Raw genomic sequence first — 22,333 nt, 5'->3', positions numbered from 1 at the left:
AGGGGAGGACTGCATGGAGCAAAAGAGGTCTCAGCCACTGGCGCGCGACGCCATGGCCTATGTTCTGGCGGGGGGCCGCGGCAGCCGCCTGAAGGAACTCACCAACCGCCGCGCCAAGCCTGCGGTCTATTTCGGCGGCAAGTCGCGGATCATCGATTTCGCGCTGTCCAATGCGCTCAACTCGGGCATCCGGCGCATCGGCGTGGCCACCCAGTACAAGGCGCACTCGCTGATCCGGCATCTGCAGCACGGCTGGAACTTCCTGCGCCCGGAACGAAACGAAAGCTTCGACATCCTGCCCGCCAGCCAGCGCGTGTCGGAGACCCAGTGGTATGACGGCACCGCGGACGCCGTGTTCCAGAACATCGACATCATCGAAGGCTACAACCCGAAATTCATGGTCATTCTCGCCGGCGATCACATCTACAAGATGGATTATGAATTGATGCTGCAGCAGCATGTCAATTCCGGCGCGGACGTCACCGTGGGCTGCCTCGAAGTGCCGCGCATGGAGGCGACCGGTTTCGGCGTCATGCATGTCAACGACAAGGACGAGATCATCGCCTTCGTCGAAAAGCCCGCCGACCCGCCGGCGATGCCCGACAAGCCCGACATGGCTCTGGCCTCGATGGGGATCTATGTCTTCAACACCGACTTCCTGATGGACGAGTTGCGCCGCGACGCCGCCACGCCCGGCTCCAGCCGCGACTTCGGCAAGGACATCATTCCCTACATCGTCGAGAACGGCAAAGCCGTGGCGCACCGGTTTGCGGATTCCTGCGTCCGCGAGACGCCGGACAAGGAAGCCTACTGGCGCGATGTCGGAACCATCGACGCCTATTGGCAGGCCAATATCGATCTGACCGAGATCCTGCCGGAGCTCGATCTCTACGACCGGTCCTGGCCGATCTGGACCTATGCGGAAATCAAGCCGCCGGCGAAATTCGTGCACAACGAGGAAGGCCGCCGCGGCACCGCGATCTCCTCTCTGGTGTCGGGCGACTGCATCATCTCCGGCTCCGAAGTGCAGAAATCTCTCCTGTTCACCGGCGTGTTGTGCCGCTCCTACTCCAAGCTGAACGAAGCGGTGGTCCTGCCCGAATGCGTGATCGGCCGCCACGCCAGCCTCTCCCGCGTGGTCATCGACCGGGGCGTCAAGATCCCGGCGGGCCTCATCGTCGGCGAAGACCCGGAGCTCGACGCGACCCGCTTCTATCGCAGCGAAACCGGGATCTGCCTGATCACCCAGGACATGCTCGACCGCGCGGGGCTGATCTACGAATGAAGGTTCTTTCCGTCGCCTCCGAAGTCTACCCGCTGATCAAGACCGGCGGGCTTGCCGATGTCGCGGGCGCCCTGCCCGCGGCCCTGGCGGCCTACGGCGTCGACATGCAGGTGCTGCTGCCGGGCTACAAGCAGGTGATGGCGAAGCTCAGAAACCCGGTGCGGATGCTGGAGTTTGCCGACCTGTTCGGCGCGCCCGCCTCGATCCTCGCCTGCAGGATCGACGGCCTGCAATATCTCGTGCTGGACGCGCCGCATTTGTACGACCGCGACGGCGGACCCTACACGGATGCGGCGGGCGCCGATCACCCCGACAACTGGCGGCGCTTTGCCGCCCTGTGCCGGGCAGCGGCCACCGTCGCCGAGGACGGGCTGGAGCGCTGGTTCCCCGACATCGTCCATGCCCATGACTGGCAGGCGGGACTGGTCCCGGTCTATCTGCGGCAGGGCACGGCCGCGGCGACGCCCACCGTGATGACCGTGCACAATCTGGCGTTCCAGGGCCAGTTCGGGCCGGAGATCTTCCCGCAGCTCGGCCTGCCGCCCTCGGTCTTCTCGGTCGACGGGCTCGAGTATTACGGCGATGTCAGCTTCCTCAAGGGCGGGCTGCAGATGGCCTCGGCCATTACCACGGTCAGCCCGACCTATGCCCAGGAGATCAGGACGGCCGAGTTCGGGATGGGCCTGGACGGGCTGATCAACGCCCGCTCCGGCGACCTGCACGGCATCGTCAACGGCATCGACACCAAGGTCTGGGATCCGGCGACCGATCCGCTGATTGCCGGAACCTACACCCTGTCCAAGCTGAAGCTGCGCCAGGCCAACCGGGTGGCGCTGGCCGAGAGGTTCGGCTTCGCCGACACCGATGGCCCGGTCTTCACCGTGGTCAGCCGGCTGACCTGGCAGAAGGGCATCGACGTGCTTGCCGAGTGTGTCGACGATCTCGTCGCCATGGGCGGCAAGCTTGCGGTGCTGGGCTCCGGCGATCATGCGCTCGAGGCTGCCCTGCAGGCGGCAGCCCACCGCCATCCCGGCCGGGTCGGACTGGCGATCGGCTATGACGAGCAGTTGTCGCATCTGATGCAGGCCGGCGGCGACCTGATCCTGGTGCCGTCGCGCTTCGAGCCCTGTGGCCTGACCCAGCTCTACGGCCTGCGCTACGGCAACGTGCCCGTGGTGTCGCGCACCGGCGGCCTGGCCGACACGGTCATCGACGCCAATGAAGCGGCAATCGCCGCGCGCGTGGCGACGGGCTTCCAGTTTTCGCCCGTCACCGCCGATGCCCTGCGCGAGGCGCTGCGCCGCGCGATCCGGGCGTTTGCCGAGCCCAAGATCTGGGCGCGGCTCCAGAATCAGGGCATGAAGGCCGATGTCTCCTGGGACCGCAGCGCCCTGCGCTATGCCAGCCTTTATGCCCAACTCCTTGCCGCAAAGAGTGAAAATCCATGATCCGGACCGTTTCCGTCACCCCCTTCAAGGACCAGAAACCCGGCACGTCCGGCCTGCGCAAGAAGGTGCCCGTCTTCCAGACGCCGGGCTATACCGAAGCCTTCATCCAGTCGGTGTTCGACAGCCTTGAAGACTATCAGGGCAAGACCCTGGTGATCGGCGGCGACGGCAGGTTCTACAACCGGGAAGTCATCCAGACTGCGATCGCCATGGCCGCCGCCAATGGCTTCGGCCGCGTCCTCGTCGGCCAGGGCGGCATCCTGTCGACACCCGCCGCCTCGCACCTGATCCGCAAATACCAGGCCTTCGGCGGACTGATCCTGTCGGCAAGCCACAATCCCGGCGGCCCCACCGAGGATTTCGGCATCAAGTACAACATCTCCAACGGCGGTCCCGCGCCGGAAAAGATCACCGAGGCGATCTATGCCCGGACCCAGACCATCGACCGCTACAGGATCGCCGATTTCGAGGCCGTCAATCTTGACAGCCTTGGCACCTTCGAAGGCGCGGGCATGACCATCGAGGTCGTCGATCCCGTCGCCGACTATGCCGCCTTGATGGAGACGCTGTTTGATTTCGACGCCATCCGCGCGCTGGTGTCGGGCGGATTCAGGATCGCCTTCGACGCCATGCACGCCGTCACCGGCCCCTATGCGCGCGAGATCCTGGTCAAGCGCCTGGGCGTCGATGAGGCCTCGGTGCTCAACGCCACGCCTCTTGAGGATTTCGGTGGCCATCATCCCGATCCCAACCTGGTCCACGCCAAGGAACTCTATGACCTGATGATGGGGCCTGACGCGCCCGATTTTGGCGCGGCCTCGGATGGCGACGGCGACCGCAACCTGATCATCGGCCGCGGCGTCTTCGTCACGCCGTCGGATTCGCTTGCCATGCTCGCCGCCAACGCCCATCTTGCGCCGGGCTACAAGGGCGGCCTCAAGGGCATCGCCCGCTCGATGCCCACCAGCGGCGCGGCTGACCGCGTCGCCGCCAAGCTCGGCGTCGAGATGCACGAGACGCCGACCGGCTGGAAGTTCTTCGGCAACCTGCTCGACGCCGGCCGCTGCACCATCTGCGGCGAGGAAAGCGCCGGCACCGGCTCCGACCATGTGCGCGAAAAGGACGGGCTCTGGGCCGTGCTGCTGTGGCTCAACATCCTGGCGGTGCGCAAGCAGAGCGTGAAACAGATCGTCGAGGATCACTGGGCCGAATACGGCCGCACCTATTATTCCCGGCATGATTACGAGGCGATCGACACCGACCAGGCCAACGGGCTCGTCGCCGCGCTCGAGGCCAGGCTCGATGGTCTCGCCGGCCATGAGGCCGGATCTCTCACCATCGAGAAGGCCGACAGCTTCACCTATCACGACCCGGTGGACGGGTCGGTGAGCCGCAACCAGGGACTCCGGATCTTCTTCGAGGGCGGGTCGCGGCTGGTGTTCCGCCTGTCGGGCACCGGCACCTCGGGCGCGACGCTGAGGGTCTACATGGAGCGCCATGAACCCGATCCCGCACGCCACGGCCAGGAAACGCAGGACGCACTGGCGCCGGTGATCGCAGCCGCCGAGAGCCTTGCCGGCATCCGCGGATGGACCGGGCGCGACGCCCCCACCGTCATCACCTGATGCGCGAGTCCCTTGACTTTCGCGCCCCGCCGGCCCCCGGCGCGGAGCTGACCGCCGACGGCGTGCGCTTCACCGTCGAGGCGCCTTCGGCCGATTCGGTGTGCGTCTGCCTGTTCGACGCCGACGACCGGGAAACCGCGCGCCGCGAGCTCGCCCTTGCCGGCGACGGGCTATTTTCGGGTTTTCTGCCGGGCGTCGGCGAAGGCGCGCGCTACGGCTTTCGCGCCCGCGGACCATGGCGGCCCGAGGAAGGACACCGCTTCGATCCGGCCAAGCTTCTGGTCGATCCTTACGCGCTGCGCATCGACCGCCCCTTCGCCTACGATCCGCGCCTGGCGGAGCGCGGCACGGAGACCGCACCCCTTGTGCCGAAGGCGCTGGTCGAAAGACCCGGGCCGGCATGGACCGCGCCACGCCCGGCCATGAAGCCCGGCGGGCTGATCTACGAACTGCCGGTGCGCGCCTTCACGCTTCTGCATCCCGACATTCCCCGGGCCGATCGCGGAACCCTGCGGGCGCTCGCCCATCCGGCGATCCTCGAGCACCTCACCTCGCTTCATGTCAGCGCCGTCGAACTGATGCCGGTCACGGCCTGGATCGACGAGCGGCACCTGCCGCCGCTGGGACTGACCAATGCCTGGGGCTACAATCCGGTGACCATGCTGGCGCTCGATCCGCGCCTGGCGCCAGGCGGCATCGCCGACCTGCGCTCCGCCACGACGGCGCTTCATGCGGCGGGCATCGGCGTCATCCTCGATGTCGTCTTCAACCACACCGGCGAAAGCGACATCGAGGGTCCGACGCTGTCGCTGCGCGGGCTCGGCAACCGGACCTATTATCGCCATGACGACCGTGGCCGGCTGGTCAACGACACCGGCTGCGGCAACACGCTCGCCTGCGACCACCCAACGGTTCAGGACCTGGTGCTGGCGGCGATGCGCCATTTCGTGACCCAGGCCGGCATTGACGGGTTCCGCTTCGATCTGGCGCCGATTCTCGGCCGTGACCGGAGCGGGTTTTCCGCCGACGCCGCGCTTCTGCGGCGCATCGTCGAGGACCCGGTGCTCAAGGACACGATGCTGATCGCCGAGCCCTGGGACATCGGCCCGGGCGGCTACCAGCTCGGAAAATTCGGAGCGCCCTGGCTTGAGTGGAACGACCATGCGCGCGACGACATGCGCCGTTTCTGGCGCGGCGATAAGGCCGCGACCGGGGCCTTTGCGACCCGGCTGTCCGGCTCCTCCAACATTTTCGCGCGCGATGGCGCCACCCGGACCCGAAGCGTCAACTTCGTCGCCGCCCATGACGGATTCTCGCTCGCCGATGTCGTGGCCTATGAAACCAAGCACAATCAAGCCAATGGCGAGGACAACCAGGACGGACACGACGCCAATCACTCCTGGAACAACGGCGTGGAAGGCCCGAGCGACGACCCGGCCATCCTCGCCGCCCGCGAGGCCGACGCCCGCGCCCTGATCGCCAGCGTGTTCGCAAGCCGCGGCGCCATCCTGATGACCGCGGGCGACGAATTCGGCCACAGCCAGGGCGGCAACAACAATGCCTATGCCCAGGACAACGCCATCACCTGGCGGGACTGGAGCAAGCTCAATCACGACCGCCTCGACTTCACCCGCGCCTGGGCCGAGTTCAGGGCGAAATCCGACCTCCTCATCCGGACGGAATTCCTCGAGGACGCGAATGGCATCGGCGACCAGGATCACGCCGCCTGGCTGACGCCGGATGGCGGGCCGATGGCGCCCGACCACTGGGAAGACGCCGACGGCCATTGCTTCCTGATGGTGCTGGGAAAGCCCGGGGAGCGGATTGCAATCGCGTTCAACCGGGCCCGCCACGCGATCCCCTGCCGGCTGCCCGACAGCGCGGGCCGCTGGCGACCGGCCACGCCGGGGGCTGCGGAGGACGGCGTGGTTGCGCCCCGCTCCGTCCTGTGCTGGCGGGAAACGCCGAAGCAGGGCTGAGGCGATCGCGGCAAAAAGATGTGGGCTCGTGGCCTCCGGCCACAAGTTGCTGCCCAATTGCAATGAAGTGGTGCAATGATGGCCTTATCGAACTAAGAAATCCGCGCGCCGATTCACCATTTCACACAGGGGGGCCTTTCGTGCAGGGCGAGATCTCAATCACAGAAATCCCGGATCTGGTCGGTCTGGAGGTCGGCATCTCCGACTGGATGGACATACCGCAATCCCGCATCGACATGTTCGCCGAGGCCACCGATGATCACCAGTTCATCCATGTCGATCCCGTGCGCGCGGCCGAGACGCCCTTCGGCGGGACCATCGCCCACGGCTTCCTGACCGTTTCCATGCTGTCGGCCATGCACGCCAACACGATCCCGAAACTGCGCGAGGACAATTACGGCATCAATTACGGCTTCAACAAGATCCGCTTCATGGCGCCGGTTCCTGCCGGAAGCCGCATCCGCGGCCGCTTCGTGCTCAGGGAAGCACGGCTGCGCGGACCCGGCCGCCTGATGATGACCTTCGACGTCACCGTCGAGATCGAAGGCGGAAAGAAGCCGGCGCTGACGGCGGTCTGGCTGACCATCATCCAGTTCGATCCCGAGATCTGGCCCAGGAAGGAAGAGTAGCCGCCGGCGACCGGCGGCTTTCGCCTGTGGCCAACGCCCTCAGGCGAGGCAGTCCCTGGCGCTTTCGCTCAGGAAGTCGAAGGCATAGGTCGAGAACGACCGCCAGCACTCGACCCGGTAGTCCGTGTCCGCGGTGCGGATGATCACCACCTCGATCTTGCCGAGCACCGTCCGGCTCGCTGCCCCGACCGGAAACACCGAGTCGCTGAGGTTCTGCGGACATCCCGATTCGAGCGTGGCGCGCGCGCCCTTGCCCGACACCAGGATCGCGGTGTTGCGGTGGGAAATATCGACCGCCGAACAGAGCACCTCGGCCTTGCCGAGATCGGCGAGCGGGTCGCCGGTCTCGTCGATGACCAGCCATTCATCCGGACCGAGCCAGGCGGCGAGCCGCCCCGGCAGGCTGCCCGCGGAGGTCTTCGGGCGGAGCGGCAGATCGAGGCCGAGCGCCGTGGAAAGCGCCTTTGCGTCGTTAGCGCCGGCGCGCAGCGAGACACGGGCCGCAGGGGCTGCGGGCGTCAGCTGGACGCCGGCTGCGCCACTGATGCGACCGGCAAGCGGCGGGGTCCGGACGGCTTGAGCGGATTTAGCCATTCAGGCGCACTCCTTCTTTGTCGATGAATACGGCATCCGTGACCTCGATTTCGATCGTCCGCTCCGGCATCGGCACATAAAGCGTCTTGCCCTTCAGCGATCGGCCGCCGGCGACCACGCCCATGGCGATCGACCGGCCGCAGTTCTCCGACCAGTAGGACGAGGTGACATGGCCGATCATGGTCATCGGCACGCTCTGGTTCGGATCGGCGACGATCTGCGCGCCTTCCTCGAGCACGATGCTCGGGTCCCTGGTGACAAGGCCCACCAGTTGCTTCCGGCCCGGCGCAATGAGGTCCGGCCGCGTCATGCCGCGGATGCCGACGAAATCCGGCTTCTTCCTGGCCACAGCCCAGTTGAGCCCCGCGTCGTCCGGCGTCACCGTGCCGTCGGTGTCCTGGCCGACGATGATGTAGCCCTTCTCCGCACGAAGCACGTGCATGGCCTCGGTGCCGTAGGCGCAGGCGCCCAGCGGTTCCGCCCGCTCCCACAGCGCCGTCCACACCGCGGCGCCGTAGTCGGCCGGGACGTTGACCTCGAAGCCGGTCTCCCCGGTGAACGACATGCGGAACAGGCGCGTCGGCACACCGCAGATCGTCCCCTCGCGCACGCTCATGTGCGGCATCGCCTCGTTGGACATGTCGATGCCTTCGACCAGCGGCGCGATGATCTCGCGCGCCTTCGGCCCCTGGACGGCGATCACCGCCCATTGCTCGGTGGTCGAGGTGAGCCAGACCTTGAGATGCGGGAACTCGGTCTGCAAATAGTCTTCCATGTGGTGCATCACCCGCGGCGCGCCGCCGGTGGTGGTGGTCACGTGGAAGCGGTCCTCTGCCATCCGCCCGACGACGCCGTCATCATAGATAAAGCCGTCCTCGCGCAGCATGATGCCGTATTTGCAGCGACCCGGCTCGAGCTTGTCCCAACTGTTGGTGTACATCAGGTTGAGGAATTCGGCCGCGTCGGGGCCGACCACCTCGATCTTGCCGAGCGTCGAGGCGTCGAACAGGCCCGCCACCTCGCGCACGGTACGGCACTCGCGGTTGACAGCCTGATGCATGTCCTCGCCCGCGCGCGGATAGTACCAGGCGCGCTTCCATTGGCCGACATCCTCGAACACAGCACCTTGGGCTTCTTCCGCGGCATGCATGGGCGTGCAGCGGGTCGGATCGAACAGGCTCCCACGCGAATGATTGACGATGGCGCCGAAGGTCACCGGCGTATAGGGCGCGCGGAACGTGGTCAGGCCCACCTGCGGCAAAGGCTTGCCCAGCATCTCGGCGGCGATCGCCAGGCCGTGGATGTTGGAGGTCTTGCCCTGGTCGGTGGCCATGCCATTGGTGGTGAAGCGCTTGACATGCTCGATCGAGTGCATGCCTTCGCGCACGGCGAGGCGGATGTCCTTGGCGGTGACGTCGTTCTGGAAATCGACGAAGGCCTTGACGGAGGTCTCCGCACCGGCGCCGCCGGCCGAGCCCATCATGCTTCCGGCCCAGGATGCGGCGCTCGCGGATTGCGGCGCAGTCCAGTCTTTCCCGTCCTTGGCGCCGGCCGCCCTGGCCGCAGCCTGACCCGCCTCGGCTGCGCCGGCGATGGCATCGGCGAGATCGTCCACGCCGGCGCAGGCGCCGACGCTCATGCAGTCCTGCACATTGCGGCCCGGCAGGAAGCGCTGGCTGGCCTCGTCCCAGACCACCTTGCCGCGCGACTGCGAATACATGTGCACCGACGGCGTCCAGCCGGCCGACATGATCAGCGCGTCGATGGCGATGTCTCGGGTCGAGCCGCCCGACGCCCTGCCGACCTTCATCGACTTGACGCGCAGCTTGCCCGACGTGTCGAGCACGCACTGGCCCGCCAGGACCTCGATGCCGAGCTCCCTCGCCCGCGCCACCAGCGCCGGATCGGGGTCGGTGCGGACATCGACGATGGCCGGCACCGAGACGCCGGCCTGCTTGAGATCGAAGGCCGCCGCCCAGGCCGAATCGCAGGCCGTGTAGACCCCGACCTTGGCGCCGACGGCGACGCCGAAATGATTGAGGAAGGTCCGCGCCGCCGAGGCCAGCATGATGCCGGGACGGTCGTTGTTGGCGAACACCATGTGCCGCTCGATCGCGCCGGTGGCGATCACCACCTGCCTGGCGCGCACCTGCCACAGCCGCTCGCGCGGCAGGGCCGGGTCGGGATTGGCGAGATGCTCCGTCACCCGTTCGACCAGCGCCACATGGTTCTGCGCCTGGGAGCCGAAGGCGGTGGTCCGGCTCAGCACCCGGACATTGTCCATGGCGCGGAGCTCCGCGGTCGCCGCCTGCGCCCACTCCCAGCCCTGCACGCCGTCGATCGTGGCATCGGTGTCGTGATGGAATGCGCCGCCGGTCTCAGGCTGCTCGTCGCACAGGATCACCTCCGCCCCCGCATGGGCCGCGGCCAGAGCGGCCGACAGACCCGCGGCGCCGCCGCCGATGACCAGCACATCGCAATGGACATGGTGATTGGCGTAGTGATCCGGATCGGGCTCGACAGGCGCCACGCCGAGGCCCGCCGCGGCGCGGATGATCGGCTCATACACCTTCGTCCACGCGGCCTTCGGCCACATGAATGTCTTGTAGTAAAATCCCGCGGCAAACAGCGGCGAGGCGAAATTGTTGATCCCGCCGATATCGAAGGCGAGCGACGGCCAGCGGTTCTGCGACCTGGCCCGCATGCCGTCGAACACTTCCTGCACGGTCGCCCGCACATTCGGCGTGCGCCGCGCGGCGTCCCGGCTGATGTCGATCAGGGCATTGGGCTCCTCGGGGCCCGCCGACAGCATGCCGCGCGGCCGGTGATACTTGTAGGAGCGGCCGGTCAGATGAATGCCGTTGGAAATCAGCGCCGAGGCGAGCGTGTCGCCCTCAACCGCGGTCAGCGCCTTGCCGTCGAAGGTGAAACGCAGCGTCCTGGCGGGCGTCAGCCGGCCCTTGCCCTTGATCCGGTTCGCGCCGCTCATTGTCCAGATTCCTTGAGTTTCAGCATGCCGTCCTCGCCCCGCTCCACCTCTACGCGCGGTTCGCCCGCCTTGTAGGTGGTGACGAACCGGTCGCTCACCGTGTCCCGAACCGCGTTGAAGAACCGCGCGCAGCCGTGAATGTGCCGCCAGCGCTCATAGGTCACGCCCTTGGGGTTGGTGCGGATGAAGAAGAACTTCTCGAAGTCCGCGTCGCTGATTGAGGCGATGTCCTTCGGCCGTTCGATATGCGCCTCGCCGGTGTTGCGGAATTCCAGTTCCGGCCGGTCTTCCTGGCAGTAGGGACAATGGATCAGAAGCATTGCTTGGTCCTTGGTCAGATCTTGGTTTTGACAGCGGTCTCGGTCACCGGACCGCCCTCAATGCGCCACGGCGGCAGCGGCGGCTTCGTCGATCAGCCGTCCGGTCTGGAAACGCTCCAGGTTGAACGGAGCGTTGATCTTGTGCGGCTCGTCGCGGGCGATGGTGTGGGCGAAGACATGGGCCGAGCCCGGCGTCGCCTTGAACCCGCCGGTGCCCCAGCCGCAGTTCACGTAGAGCCCCTTGATCGGGGTCTTCGACAGGATCGGCGACCGGTCCGGCGTCACGTCGACGATGCCGCCCCAGGTCCTGAGCATCTTCATGCGGGTGAACATCGGGAACATCTCGCAGATGGCGTCGAGCGTATGGCTCAGGATGTGCAGACCGCCGGTCTGGGAATAGGAGGTGTACTGGTCGGTGCCGGCGCCGATCACCAGTTCGCCCTTGTCGGACTGGGATATATAGGCGTGCACGGTGTTCGACATCACCACGCAGGGGAAGACCGGCTTGACCGGCTCGGACACCAGCGCCTGCAGCGGATAGCTCTCGAGCGGCATGCGGATGCCGGCCATCTCCATGATCACCGAGGTGTGGCCGGCGGCCACGACGCCGACCTTCTTGGCGCCGATGACGCCGCGGCTGGTGTCGACGCCCGTCACCGCGCCATTGGCCGAGCGGCGGATGCCGGTGACTTCGCAGTTCTGGATGATGTGCACGCCCATGGCGGCTGCCGCGCGGGCATAGCCCCAGGCCACCGCATCGTGACGCGCGGTGCCGCCGCGGCGCTGCAGCGCCGCGCCCATCACCGGGTAGCGCGCCGACTGGTGGATGTTGAGCGGCGGACAGAACGCCTTGGCCTCTTCGGGCGTCAGCCATTCATTGTCGATGCCGTTCAGCCGGTTGGCGTGGATATGGCGCTTGAACACCTGCGTATCGTGCACATTGTGCGACAGCATCATCACGCCGCGCGCGGAATACATCACATTGTAGTTGAGATCCTGCGACAGCCCGTCCCACAGCTTGAGCGCGTGGTCATACAGCCCCGCGCTCTCGTCATAGAGATAGTTCGAGCGGATGATGGTGGTGTTGCGGCCGGTGTTTCCGCCGCCGAGCCAGCCCTTCTCGATCACCGCGATGTTGGTGATGCCGTGTTCCTTGGCGAGGTAATACGCCGTGCCGAGCCCATGCCCGCCGGCGCCGACGATGATGACATCATAGTCCTTCCGCGGTTCGGGCGAGGTCCATTGCGCGGGCCAGCCCTTGTGGCCGCGCATCGCCTCACGGGCGACGGCAAAAGCGGAGTATTTGCGCATGGCTGTCATGGCTCCAACGGTTCGGGTGGACTTGACCCAGCAAAAGCAAATTCAACGGGTCGACATCGGCTCTTTTGCGACTTCCGGACGGCCATGAATGTCGCAGTGCGTTTTGTCGCAGGCCGGGACGGATTGTCCTCTGCCACCCGGCATGGCATGGACAGGGCGGAAAAATACCCCGGCGCGGCCAATGTCAAGCTGGCAAGGACTGGACTTCGGCCGTTGAAACTGGTATTTGCCCGTTCAATCGTAACGCCCATGGCCGAGCGAATGGGATTTATTTGTTTGCCAAGGTTGTTTGAGCCAACCGAAAACTCGAAGGAACGGGATTAACGTGCAGGTACTTGTCCGCGATAACAATGTCGATCAGGCGCTCCGCGCTCTCAAGAAGAAGATGCAGCGCGAAGGCATCTTCCGTGAAATGAAGATGCGTGATTTTTACGAGAAGCCGTCGCAGAAGCGCGCACGCGAAAAGGCCGAAGCCGTTCGCCGGGTCCGCAAGCTGGCGCGTAAGCGCGCCCAGCGCGAAGGCCTCATCGGCGGCGGTCGCCCGGCAGCCGCTCGCTGATCCAGCCGTTTTTTCGCCCTTATAGGGTTGCATGTATGTGAGGCGGAGGCGATGATTCGTCTCCGCCTTTTTCAGTGTGGCGGACCGGGGTGTTCCCGTAACAAACGAATTGGGGCTCAAATAATGCGGTTGATTGCGGCTATGCACACACGAGACCGGACATTCCGGGCTCCTCGCGCCCTGATGCTGGCCGCCATGTCCGCTATCGCCCTGACCCTGGTGTCGGGTTGCTCCACCACATCGCCGGTCGACGCCATCTCCATCGACAAGACCCAGGGCACGACCGAGAACATCTCGTCGCTCACCGAAGTCATCCAGCGCAACCCCAACGACCCCGAAGGCTACAATGTGCGCGGCGCGGCCTACGGGCGGTCCGGGCAGTTCCGCAATGCGATGGATGATTTCAACCGCGCCCTCCAGCTCAATCCCCGATTCTATCAGGCCTATGCCAACCGGGCGCTGATCAACCGGTCGATGGGCAATGTCGCCGAGGCCGCCAACGACTACAACCGCGCCCTGCAGATCAACCCGCGCTACGACGTGGCCTATATCGGCCGGGGCAATCTCTACCGCCAGGCCGGGCGGTTGGATGAGGCGATGAACGATTACAACCGCGCCATCAACCTGCAGACCACCGACCCGCGGGCCTACCACAACCGCGGCCTGATCAAGCAGGTGCGGGGCCAGCACCCGCAGGCGATCGAGGATTTTTCGGCGTCGATCTCGCTCGCGCCCAATTCGCCCGAGCCCTACAATGGCCGCGGCATTTCCTATGTCGCGCTCAATGACGACGACAACGCCTTCGCCGATTTCAACCGCGCGGTCGAACTCGACCAGGGCGTCGCCGAATCCTGGGCCAACCAGGCTTTGATCTATGAGCGCCGCGGCGACTTGAAACGCGCCTCGAAATCCTATGCCCGCGCGGCACAGCTCGATCCCAAATACCGCCCCGCCCTCGATGGTCTGGCGCGCGTGCGCGGCGGCTGAGCGCGGGCCTCGCCCCCTCTCCCGCACGCGGACCTGAGGGTCGCAGCGAAGCTCCGGCGATTTGCGGTTTGCCATCCCGACAGTCCCTGTCCTTCATCTTGGTTGACGCACCCGCGTCCGTCGCCGGTTGCGGCGTGACCGGCCCACGGTCATTTTTCCCTCCCTTGTTCCGTCCAGGCATCAAAGCCGGCCAATTCGGAACAATTCCGCTTCCACCCCGTTGTCGTGGCGAACCAACCAACTGGAAAGCGAGTTCATCATGATCACCAAGACCAAATCCGTCGCCGCCGCAGCCATCCTTGCGACTGCAGCTTTCAGCGCCGCAACCCTTCCTGCCAAGGCCGACAGCGTCGAAGTGGGTCTGCTTGAATGCGTCGTCGAAGGCGGCACCGGCTTCATCTTCGGCTCTTCCAAGGATCTGTCCTGCGAGTACACGCCGGCAAATGATTCTCAGTCGAAGGAAGCCTATTTCGGCGTCATCAACAAATACGGCATCGACATCGGCGTGACCGGCACGACGCTGATCGCATGGGCCGTCCTCGCACCCACCACCGATTTCGAATACCAGAAGGGCTCGCTGGCCGGCGACTACACCGGCGTTTCGGCTGAAGCTTCCGCCGCGGCCGGCGGCGGCGTCAACGTCCTGGTCGGCGGATCGGACCAGACCCTGTCCCTGCAGCCGCTCAGCGTGCAGGCTCAGGAAGGCGTCAATGTCGCCGTGGCGATTTCCGAGCTGCAGTTGCGCTCGGCAGCCGACTAAGGCCTGACGGCTTACCTAAAAAAAGAGCGGCCCGGTTTTCCAACCGGGCCGCTTTTTTGTCTCGATGGTCGCCGCAGGCGATGCCGTCAGTGGCCGATGGCCTTGACGATGTCGTCGGTCATCTTCTTCGCGTCGCCAAGCAGCATCATCGTGCCTTCCTTGTAGAACAGCGTGTTGTCGATGCCGGCATAGCCGGAGCCGAGCGAGCGCTTGACGAACAGGCAGGTGCGGGCCTTGTCCACGTCGAGGATCGGCATGCCGTAGATCGGCGACGACTTGTCGTCGCGCGCCGCCGGATTGGTCACGTCATTGGCGCCGATCACATAGGCCACGTCGGCCTGGGCGAATTCGGAGTTGATGTCCTCGAGCTCGAACACCTCGTCATAGGGCACGTTGGCTTCCGCCAGCAGCACGTTCATGTGGCCGGGCATGCGGCCCGCCACCGGGTGAATGGCGTATTTGACCTCGACGCCATGTTCCTTGAGCTTGTCGGCAAGTTCGCGGGTGGCGTGCTGCGCCTGCGCCACCGCCATGCCATAGCCGGGCACGATGATGACCTTGGAGGCGTTCGCCATCAGGAAGGCGGCATCGTCCGCGGAGCCGAGCTTGACCGTACGATCGATGCCATCATCCGCGGCCGCCGCGGTCTCGCCGCCGAAGCCGCCCAGGATCACCGACACGAAGGACCGGTTCATGCCCTTGCACATGATGTAGCTGAGGATCGCGCCCGAGGAGCCGACCAGCGCGCCGGTGATGATCAGCGCGAGGTTGCCGAGCGTGAAGCCGATGCCGGCCGCGGCCCAGCCCGAATAGGAGTTGAGCATCGACACGACGACCGGCATGTCGGCGCCGCCGATCGGCACGATCAGCAGGACGCCGAGGGCCAGCGACAGCGCAACCACCAGCCAGAACACGGTGTAGCTTTCCGTCGCCACCAGCACGCCGACAAGCACGACGATGCCGATGGCCAGGCCCGCATTGATGACATGGCGCATCGGCAGCATGATCGGCTTGCCCGACATGCGTCCGTCCAGCTTCAAAAAGGCGATGATCGAGCCGGTGAAGGTCACCGCGCCGATGGCGACGCCGAGCGACATCTCGATCAGCGCCTGGGCGTGGATCCCGCCCACCTCGCCGATGCCGAAGGCATGCGGCGAATAGAGCGCGGCGGCCGCCACCAGCACTGCGGCGAGGCCGACCAGGCTGTGAAAGCCCGCGACAAGCTGCGGCATCGAGGTCATGGCGATCTTGCGGGCGATATAGGCGCCCGCGCCGCCGCCGATGGCAAGGCCGGCGATGATCAGCACGAAGCCGCCGAAGGAGGGCTTGGCCAGCAGCAGCGTCGTGACGATGGCGATCGCCATGCCGACCATGCCGTAGGTGTTACCCTGGCGGCTGGTGGTCGGATGCGACAGGCCCCTCAGCGCCATGATGAAAAGAACGCCCGAAACGAGGTAGGCGAATGCGGCAAAATTCTCTGACATCAGCCGGCCCTCACTTCTCTTTTTTCTTGTACATGGCCAGCATGCGCTGGGTGACGAGGAAGCCGCCGAAGATATTGACCGAAGCCAGCACCAGCGCGACGAACCCGAACCCGGTCGCCCAGCCGGACAGCGATGCGCCCACGGCGAGCAACGCGCCGACCACGATCACCGAGGAGATCGCGTTGGTCACCGCCATCAGCGGCGTGTGCAGGGCCGGCGTCACCGACCAGACCACGTAGTAGCCGACGAAAATCGCCAGCACGAAGATCGCAAGCCGGAAGACGAACGGATCGATCACCCCGCCGCTCGCGGCATGCACGGCGACAGCGATGCCATCGCCGGCCGGACCGGCGCTGTCGGCCGCCGCGCGAACGGCGGCGACAGCCTGCTCGAGATTTTCAAGAGCGGTATCAAGTGCGGATCCTGCCATCACGCTGCTCCCTTGCTGGATTCGCCGCCAAACGCGGGATGGATAAGGGCGCCGCCATGGGTCAGCGCCGTTGCCTTGACCAACTCGTCCTCAAGATTGACCGAAACGGTCTTCGTTTCCTTGTCGATCATGGTGTCGAGGAAGGTCAGCAGATTCTTTGCGTACAGCAGCGAGGCGCTTGCCGCGATCCTGCCGGGCATGTTGAGGATGCCGATCACGGTGACGCCCTCGACGACGACCGTCTCGCCGGGCTTGGAGCCCTCGATATTGCCGCCGCGCTCGACCGCCAGATCGACGGCCACCGAGCCCAGCCGCATGCTCTTGAGCATGTCGCGGGTGATCAGCTTCGGCGCGGGCCGGCCCGGGATCAGCGCGGTGGTGATGACGATGTCCTGCTTGGCGATATGATCGGCCACCAGCGCCGCCTGCTTGTCCTGGTATTCCTTCGACATCTCCTTGGCATAGCCGCCCGATGTCTCCGCCGCCTTGAACTCGTCGTCCTCGACGGCCACGAACTTGGCGCCGAGCGAGGCCACCTGCTCCTTCACAGCCGGGCGCACATCGGTGGCCGAAACCGCCGCGCCGAGGCGGCGGGCCGTGGCGATGGCCTGCAGGCCGGCAACGCCGGCCCCCATCACGAACACCTTGGCGGCGGCCACCGTGCCGGCGGCCGTCATCATCATCGGCATCGCCCGGTCGAACGCATGCGCGGCCTCGATGACCGCCTGATACCCGGCGAGGTTCGCCTGCGAAGACAGGACGTCCATCGACTGCGCCCGCGTGATGCGCGGCATCAGCTCCATGGCGAGGCTGGTGACGCCCGCCTTGGCCAGCGCCGCGAGCGCCTTCTCGTTGCCGTAGGGGTCCATCTGCGCCAGCACGATGGCGCCGGACTTGAGCGACTTGATCTCCGTCTCCGACGGGCGGCGCACGCGCAGCATGACATCGGCCTTCTTGGCGTCAGCCGCCGTTCCTGTTGCCGCTCCTGCGGCAACAAAGTCCGCGTCGGAGATCCGTGATTTCTCGCCGGCGCCCTTCTGGACGATGACGTCCAGTCCGAGCGCCGTCATCTTCTTCACCGTCTCCGGCGATGCGGCGACGCGTGATTCAAGCGGATCGGATTCTTTTGCTACGAAAACGGTGGCGCCCACGAGAGCCCCTCCTCTAAAAAGCGGATGAGACGAATCGGAGCGGAATATTCAGGAAACCGCCCGAAAAGTGGCAGCGTTTCAGCGGGCCAGGATGATGGCGCCGATGCTGAGAACGATGAACAGCAGGACGCTGAGAATGGCGCCGGCGCCGGTGAAAAAATAGGCCGCCATGGCGATCAGCAGAGCCACCAGGTGGATCGTGCCGTATTTGGCGCCGGCGAGGAACAATGAATAGGTTTTTTCGTGCTCGGAATAATCCATTGCGGCACCGGTTTCGACAGGACCGTTCATCTGTTCAGCCATGCTGTAGCTCCCATTTGACAATTCAAGGAGGGATTACACAAACCGCCCGCGTTGTGCAATGGACAAGCCGTCGCAAACATGACGGGGATTTCGCCCGGACCGGCGAAATCCCCATGAAAACCGCCACTTCATTCAGTTCGATTGCTGAAGCGCGTAGCGTGCCGTCGGAAGGATGGTCAGCGGCGTCTGGCCGAGGATTTCCCGCGGCGCGAACATCATCTTGCGCTCGTAGGGCTGCGAGTTGAAGAACGGAAACCGCTTGAACAGGGTCCTCTTGAGCTCTTCCGCATTGGCGGCGTGCAGCTCGAGATTGTTGTTGTATTGCTCGATGAAGCGCGGCCCGGCCAGCTCGATCGTCTGGAACACCCTCTTGTAGAAAGCGCGGTGGTTCGGCTTGATCACCGACAGGCAGTAATCGACATCGAAAAACACCGTCGCCATCGTCGCCACGCGCAGGGTCAGATAGGGCAGCGCCGGATAGTCCCGCATGATCTCGGGATCGGCGGCAAACCGCACCGGGTCGATGAAGGTGTTGCCGGCATCCAGCAGCGGATTCATGACATCGGGAAACCGGGCGACGGCAACGCTGTCGCGTTGCGCCGCCGTGACGTGATGCACGCGGATCGTGGAGACGAGCTGTTCGTCAAAGAAGATGCCCATCACATGGGCGTTGGGCTTGAAGTCCAACTCGTCGATCAGCAGGGATTCGTGATTTTCCTGCGCCAGCCCCACCATGGTGAAGGCCTTGTAGCGAAGCCGGGCGATATCCTCGATATCATCCGCGCTTTCGATCCTGCGATATTCGATGCTCTCGAGCAAGCGCATCACGCCGTCGCTGAAAGTCGAAACCTTGCCTTGTGTCGCCGCCGCCATCGATGACAAGTCCCCGCAATTGAATTGAAGGGAATTTTATCGTTAATTTTTCACTAATCAATTGCGCGGCTCTGCCCGGGACCCATTAACTCTTTATTATGGTTAATGAAAACGGTAAAACTTTAAGGAAAACAGTGCGGCTACCAGAAAGTACCGGAGAGATTTCAAGCCCGGTTTGAGCGATGGATTGGGGCGGAGCGGGCTTAACGGGTTGATTTGGCGGCTTCGGAGAGCCGGCGCGCCTCGGTCGAGGCGACCACCTGCTGCTTGGACAGCTTGGTGGCCAGTTCATGGAACGCGCCCCTCGGCATCGGCGTGCCGAAGATATAGCCCTGGATCAAATCGGCGCACTCGTTCTCGCGGATCATCACCAGTTGCGCTTCCGTCTCGACGCCCTCCACCACCACTTCCAGCCCGAGTTCGCGGGCCAGATGGACGACGCCGCGCAGCAGCTTCAGCTTGCGGTCGTCCGCGGCGAGGTTGCTGACAAAGGACCGGTCGATCTTGACCTTGTTGAGCGGCAGCATGTCGAGGTAGCTGAGGCTCGAATAGCCGGTGCCGAAATCGTCGATGGCGATCGACATCCCCATCGAGCGCAATTCCGTCAGGATCACCCGTGCGGTGTCGAGATCGTTCATCAGGCCGCTTTCGGTGATCTCCAGTTGCAGCCGGTCCGGCGACAGACCGCTCCGGTCGAGCGCGTCGGCGACCACCGAGATGATCGCCCGGTCGCCGAGGTCGAACGCGGAGAGATTGACCGAGACGAACAGGTTGTCGGGCCAGGAGGCGCATTCCTGCGCAGCCTTCTCGATCACGCACCGCGTCAGGTCGCCAATGATGCCCATTTCCTCGGCGAGCGGGATATAGACCGCGGGAGAGATGGGCCCAAGCTGCGGATGGTTCCAGCGCGACAGCGCCTCGGCGCCGGCGATGCGGGCGCCGTCGGGAGTGAACATCGGCTGGTAGAACAGATCCATCGCGTTGGTGCGGATCGCCTCGCGCAGGTCGAACTTCATGCGCTGCCGCTCGGAGTACTGCAGGTCCATCGATTCTTCGAAGAGGGTCCAGCGGTTCTTGTCGCGACGCTTTGCCTCGTAAAGGGCCAGGTCGGCCTGGATATGCAGATCCTCGATCTGCGCGCCCTCCACGGGCGCCATCGACGCCCCGCCGGACAGGCTGATGAAGAGCTTGTGCCCGTCGATCATGTAGGTGCCGCGCAGCGTGTCGATGACATGGTCCATCGTCCGCTTCAGATCCGCCAGGTCCTCCACGTCGGGGAGGAACAGCACGAATTCATCGCCGCCGAAGCGCGAGATCACGAATTTCTGCCGGGACAGCGAGCGAAGCCGGTTGGCGATGGCGCTGAGCAGCTTGTCGCCGCTGACATGGCCCATGGTGTCGTTGACATGCTTGAAGTCGTCGATGTCCAGCACTGCCAGCGCCAGCTTCTGGCCGGGCTTGGCCTTCGCCATCTTCACCGCCACGACATCCTTGAACCAGGAGCGGTTCGGCAGGTCGGTCAGGCTGTCGAACCGCGCCATGTGCAGGATGCGCTTTTCGGACTGGATTCGGGCGGAGACGTCCTCGAATATGAGAACCACGCCCTTTTCGCCGCGATGGCGGGCGCTGAACTCCAGCCAGGAGTTCTTGTCCAGACGCACCAGCGAACGGTCCTCCCGCCCACTGATGAGGTGGTCGAGATGCTCGTTGATCTGATGGAAATTCTCGCGCGCGATCACCCCGTTGCGGGCGCCGAGCCTAAGCGCGGCTTTCAGGACGCGGCCGCTGAGGTCGATGTCGGCATCGATGTTGAAGAACTCGCGCGCCTTGCGGTTGGCGACCTCGATCCGCCCGTCGCCATCGAGCATGAACAGGCCGTGCGACATGTTGTTGAGCGCGGTGTCGAACCGTTCGGCAATTTCGGAGGCCTTGCGTTCGGCGGTGACTGCGTTGAACAGAAAATCGCGAACGCCATTGGCCATCGACCGCGTGGTCAGGAACAGCGGCAGCATCAGCAGCGCCATCAGGATCATGAACGGATCGGCGGCCATGGAAAGCCCGGCCATGATCGGCAGGCAGGCGGCCAGGATGATCATGTCGACATTGAGCTTGGAGCCGAAATTCCGGCCCACGACCGAGATCATGCTGGCAAGGGTCACCGAGACGGTGACGAGTTCGGCGAAGGGATCCTGCGCCACCACCAGCGCGTGGCCGCAGATCGTGCCCAGGATCGAACAGGTGACGAAGGAGCCGACGACGTAGCGCTTTTCCCAGTGCAGCGTGTCGGCCAGCTTGAAGTCGGCCTTCGGTAATCTGTCAAACGCCATCATGTCGAGGTTGCGCACCAGCCAGACGACAAAAAGCGCCAGCGCCGCATAGAGATAGAACGGATCGTCTATCCGCAGATAGACCGCCATGGCCGTCACGACATGCGCAACCATGCCGGCAAACAACGTCCCGCGCTGCTGGTACAGCGAGGCCACGAAGGAAAGCCGGACATCATCCGCGAATGCTGTGTTGTCTGCCGCTTGCATGAACACCGATCCCTGAATTCAAGTCGGCAATCTAGCAAGCGGACCTTAAGAACCCATTTATCGGCGCCCGATTCCCGCCGCAAATCGCGCGCGAAACATGATTAATTTCTTTGGGTTAAGATAAATGTAATATCGACCTGAAACCTCGACGCGCCAGACTACTCCGCCGCGATCGAGTGGGGCATGCTTTCCCCTGCAAGTATCGCCTTCCTGAGAGCATCCTTTTTCGGGTAGGTTTCTTCCTTGTTCCTGATCTTGACATGGCCATATCCCCTTATCCCCATCGGATAAGCCAGAAACTCGGTGATCTTGTCGATGTTTTCGGCGCGCATGGCGCCGGCCATCTGTCCCAGTTCTGCGATGAATTCCGCAAGCACATCGCGCTCCATGCGCCGTTCCGCGCTGTAGCCGAAGACATCCAGCGGCGTTCCCCGCAGGAACCTGAGCGATGCGAGCACCGGGAAAAGCGCGGCCATTCCGCGGCCAAAGGATGTCTTGACGGCATGGCCACGGGAGTCCTTGCGCCCCAGCACCGGCGGCGCCATGTGGTATTCCAGCTTGCCGAAACTCTCGAACTGCTTGGCCAATTGCCGCTTGAAGCTGCCGTCGCTGTAAAGCCGCGCCACTTCATACTCGTCCTTGGTCGCCATCAGCTTGAACAGGGAGCGCGCCGCGGCAGTCGATGCGGGTCCGGCCTGGCCGGCCACACGGGTCTCGGCCTCGACCAGCGGCCTGAGGCTCTCCCGGTATTTGGCGGCCCAGGCCTCGTTCTGATAGTCCCTGAGAAAGGCGGCGCGGCGATCGATCAGATCCGCCACCGTTTCCTCCGCCGCGGCGGAGGCGTCCGGTGCAGGTCCGGATACGATGGCCTCGACCGCCTCCGGATCATGTCCCGCCTTACGTCCCCAGCGGAACGCTGCGAGGTTCATCTCGACGGCCTGGCCATTGAGGCGAATGGCTTCCTCGACCGACTGGGGCGACAGCGGCAGGGCGCCTTTCTGCGAGGCCATGCCGAGCATGAACATGTTGGCGGCAATCGCATTGCCGAACAGGCGGGTGGCGG

At 64.7% G+C, this 22,333-nt stretch carries 19 protein-coding genes; 8 read left to right on the top strand and 11 right to left on the bottom strand.

The genetic code is table 11. The features are described 5' to 3' along the window. Positions 1–13 precede the first annotated feature (13 nt). The 5 genes from glgC (at position 14) to LL06_RS09825 (ending at position 6,966) form a co-directional block, all read left to right on the top strand. Positions 14–1,285, top strand: coding sequence for a glucose-1-phosphate adenylyltransferase (glgC, locus tag LL06_RS09845; protein ID WP_035525617.1), 1,272 nt, complete (start codon positions 14–16; stop codon positions 1,283–1,285). Continuing rightward, positions 1,282–2,733 carry a glycogen synthase GlgA gene (glgA, locus tag LL06_RS09840; protein WP_035525615.1) on the top strand — a complete coding sequence of 484 codons (1,452 nt, stop codon included), beginning with the start codon at positions 1,282–1,284 and terminating at the stop codon, positions 2,731–2,733. The genes glgC and glgA overlap by 4 nt, the downstream gene beginning before the upstream one ends. Further along, entirely contained in the window at positions 2,730–4,358 is a 1,629-nt protein-coding gene (locus LL06_RS09835) for an alpha-D-glucose phosphate-specific phosphoglucomutase (RefSeq protein WP_035525613.1), read from the top strand. The genes glgA and LL06_RS09835 overlap by 4 nt, the downstream gene beginning before the upstream one ends. Next, positions 4,358–6,337 carry a glycogen debranching protein GlgX gene (glgX, locus tag LL06_RS09830; RefSeq protein WP_052161370.1) on the top strand — a complete coding sequence of 660 codons (1,980 nt, stop codon included), beginning with the start codon at positions 4,358–4,360 and terminating at the stop codon, positions 6,335–6,337. Before LL06_RS09835 ends, glgX begins: the two co-directional genes overlap by 1 nt. Before the next feature lie 140 nt (positions 6,338–6,477). Further along, positions 6,478–6,966: a MaoC family dehydratase gene (locus tag LL06_RS09825; protein WP_035525611.1), complete on the top strand. Its 489-nt coding sequence runs from the start codon at positions 6,478–6,480 to the stop codon at positions 6,964–6,966. A 39-nt stretch (positions 6,967–7,005) separates the two neighbouring features. Here the strand turns inward: LL06_RS09825 and LL06_RS09820 are convergent, their stop codons facing one another. The 4 genes from LL06_RS09820 to LL06_RS09805 are packed head-to-tail and all read right to left on the bottom strand — an operon-like array spanning position 7,006 to position 12,180. Next, positions 7,006–7,560: a sarcosine oxidase subunit gamma gene (locus LL06_RS09820; RefSeq protein ID WP_035525609.1), complete on the bottom strand. Its 555-nt coding sequence runs from the start codon at positions 7,558–7,560 to the stop codon at positions 7,006–7,008. Further along, positions 7,553–10,549, bottom strand: coding sequence for a sarcosine oxidase subunit alpha (locus LL06_RS09815; RefSeq protein WP_035525606.1), 2,997 nt, complete (start codon positions 10,547–10,549; stop codon positions 7,553–7,555). Before LL06_RS09815 ends, LL06_RS09820 begins: the two co-directional genes overlap by 8 nt. Then, positions 10,546–10,869, bottom strand: a complete 324-nt coding sequence (locus LL06_RS09810) for a sarcosine oxidase subunit delta (RefSeq protein ID WP_035525605.1) — start codon at positions 10,867–10,869, stop codon at positions 10,546–10,548. Before LL06_RS09810 ends, LL06_RS09815 begins: the two co-directional genes overlap by 4 nt. A gap of 57 nt (positions 10,870–10,926) precedes the next feature. Beyond that, positions 10,927–12,180 (bottom strand): sarcosine oxidase subunit beta family protein, encoded by a 1,254-nt coding sequence (locus LL06_RS09805; protein WP_035525603.1) that lies wholly within the window; start codon positions 12,178–12,180, stop codon positions 10,927–10,929. 334 nt (positions 12,181–12,514) lie between these two features. On the opposite strand from LL06_RS09805, the gene rpsU reads away from it, so the two are divergent. The 3 genes from rpsU to LL06_RS09790 all read left to right on the top strand — a co-directional run bounded on the left by rpsU (position 12,515) and on the right by LL06_RS09790 (position 14,495). Beyond that, positions 12,515–12,748, top strand: a complete 234-nt coding sequence (gene rpsU / locus LL06_RS09800; protein ID WP_035525601.1) for a 30S ribosomal protein S21 — start codon at positions 12,515–12,517, stop codon at positions 12,746–12,748. A gap of 141 nt (positions 12,749–12,889) precedes the next feature. Beyond that, complete coding sequence (locus LL06_RS09795; protein ID WP_052161369.1) at positions 12,890–13,735, top strand: tetratricopeptide repeat protein; 846 nt, start codon at positions 12,890–12,892, stop codon at positions 13,733–13,735. Positions 13,736–13,994: 259 nt separating this feature from the next. Further along, entirely contained in the window at positions 13,995–14,495 is a 501-nt protein-coding gene (locus tag LL06_RS09790; protein ID WP_035525598.1) for a DUF992 domain-containing protein, read from the top strand. A gap of 86 nt (positions 14,496–14,581) precedes the next feature. Here the strand turns inward: LL06_RS09790 and LL06_RS09785 are convergent, their stop codons facing one another. The 7 genes from LL06_RS09785 to LL06_RS09755 form a co-directional block, all read right to left on the bottom strand. Next, positions 14,582–15,979: an NAD(P)(+) transhydrogenase (Re/Si-specific) subunit beta gene (locus LL06_RS09785; RefSeq protein WP_035525596.1), complete on the bottom strand. Its 1,398-nt coding sequence runs from the start codon at positions 15,977–15,979 to the stop codon at positions 14,582–14,584. Positions 15,980–15,989: 10 nt separating this feature from the next. Then, entirely contained in the window at positions 15,990–16,409 is a 420-nt protein-coding gene (locus tag LL06_RS09780) for an NAD(P) transhydrogenase subunit alpha (protein WP_035525593.1), read from the bottom strand. Next, positions 16,409–17,560 (bottom strand): Re/Si-specific NAD(P)(+) transhydrogenase subunit alpha, encoded by a 1,152-nt coding sequence (locus tag LL06_RS09775; RefSeq protein WP_035525591.1) that lies wholly within the window; start codon positions 17,558–17,560, stop codon positions 16,409–16,411. The genes LL06_RS09780 and LL06_RS09775 overlap by 1 nt, the downstream gene beginning before the upstream one ends. A gap of 78 nt (positions 17,561–17,638) precedes the next feature. Continuing rightward, positions 17,639–17,863 (bottom strand): aa3-type cytochrome c oxidase subunit IV, encoded by a 225-nt coding sequence (locus LL06_RS09770; protein WP_035525589.1) that lies wholly within the window; start codon positions 17,861–17,863, stop codon positions 17,639–17,641. A gap of 132 nt (positions 17,864–17,995) precedes the next feature. After that, a complete protein-coding gene (locus tag LL06_RS09765) occupies positions 17,996–18,736 on the bottom strand; it encodes a hypothetical protein (protein ID WP_035525588.1) in 741 nt (246 codons plus the stop codon). 203 nt (positions 18,737–18,939) lie between these two features. After that, on the bottom strand, positions 18,940–21,270 hold the full coding sequence (locus LL06_RS09760; protein ID WP_035525676.1) for an EAL domain-containing protein: 2,331 nt from the start codon (positions 21,268–21,270) through the stop codon (positions 18,940–18,942). Between the two features lie 158 nt (positions 21,271–21,428). Continuing rightward, a partial coding sequence (locus LL06_RS09755; RefSeq protein ID WP_035525586.1) for a DUF6537 domain-containing protein occupies positions 21,429–22,333 on the bottom strand: 905 nt, incomplete at its 5' end.

Source organism: Hoeflea sp. BAL378, assembly GCF_000759435.1.
GTDB lineage: Bacteria > Pseudomonadota > Alphaproteobacteria > Rhizobiales > Rhizobiaceae > Hoeflea.
Note: the sequence above shows the minus strand (reverse complement) of the source record. Positions and strands in the feature narration are given on the sequence as shown.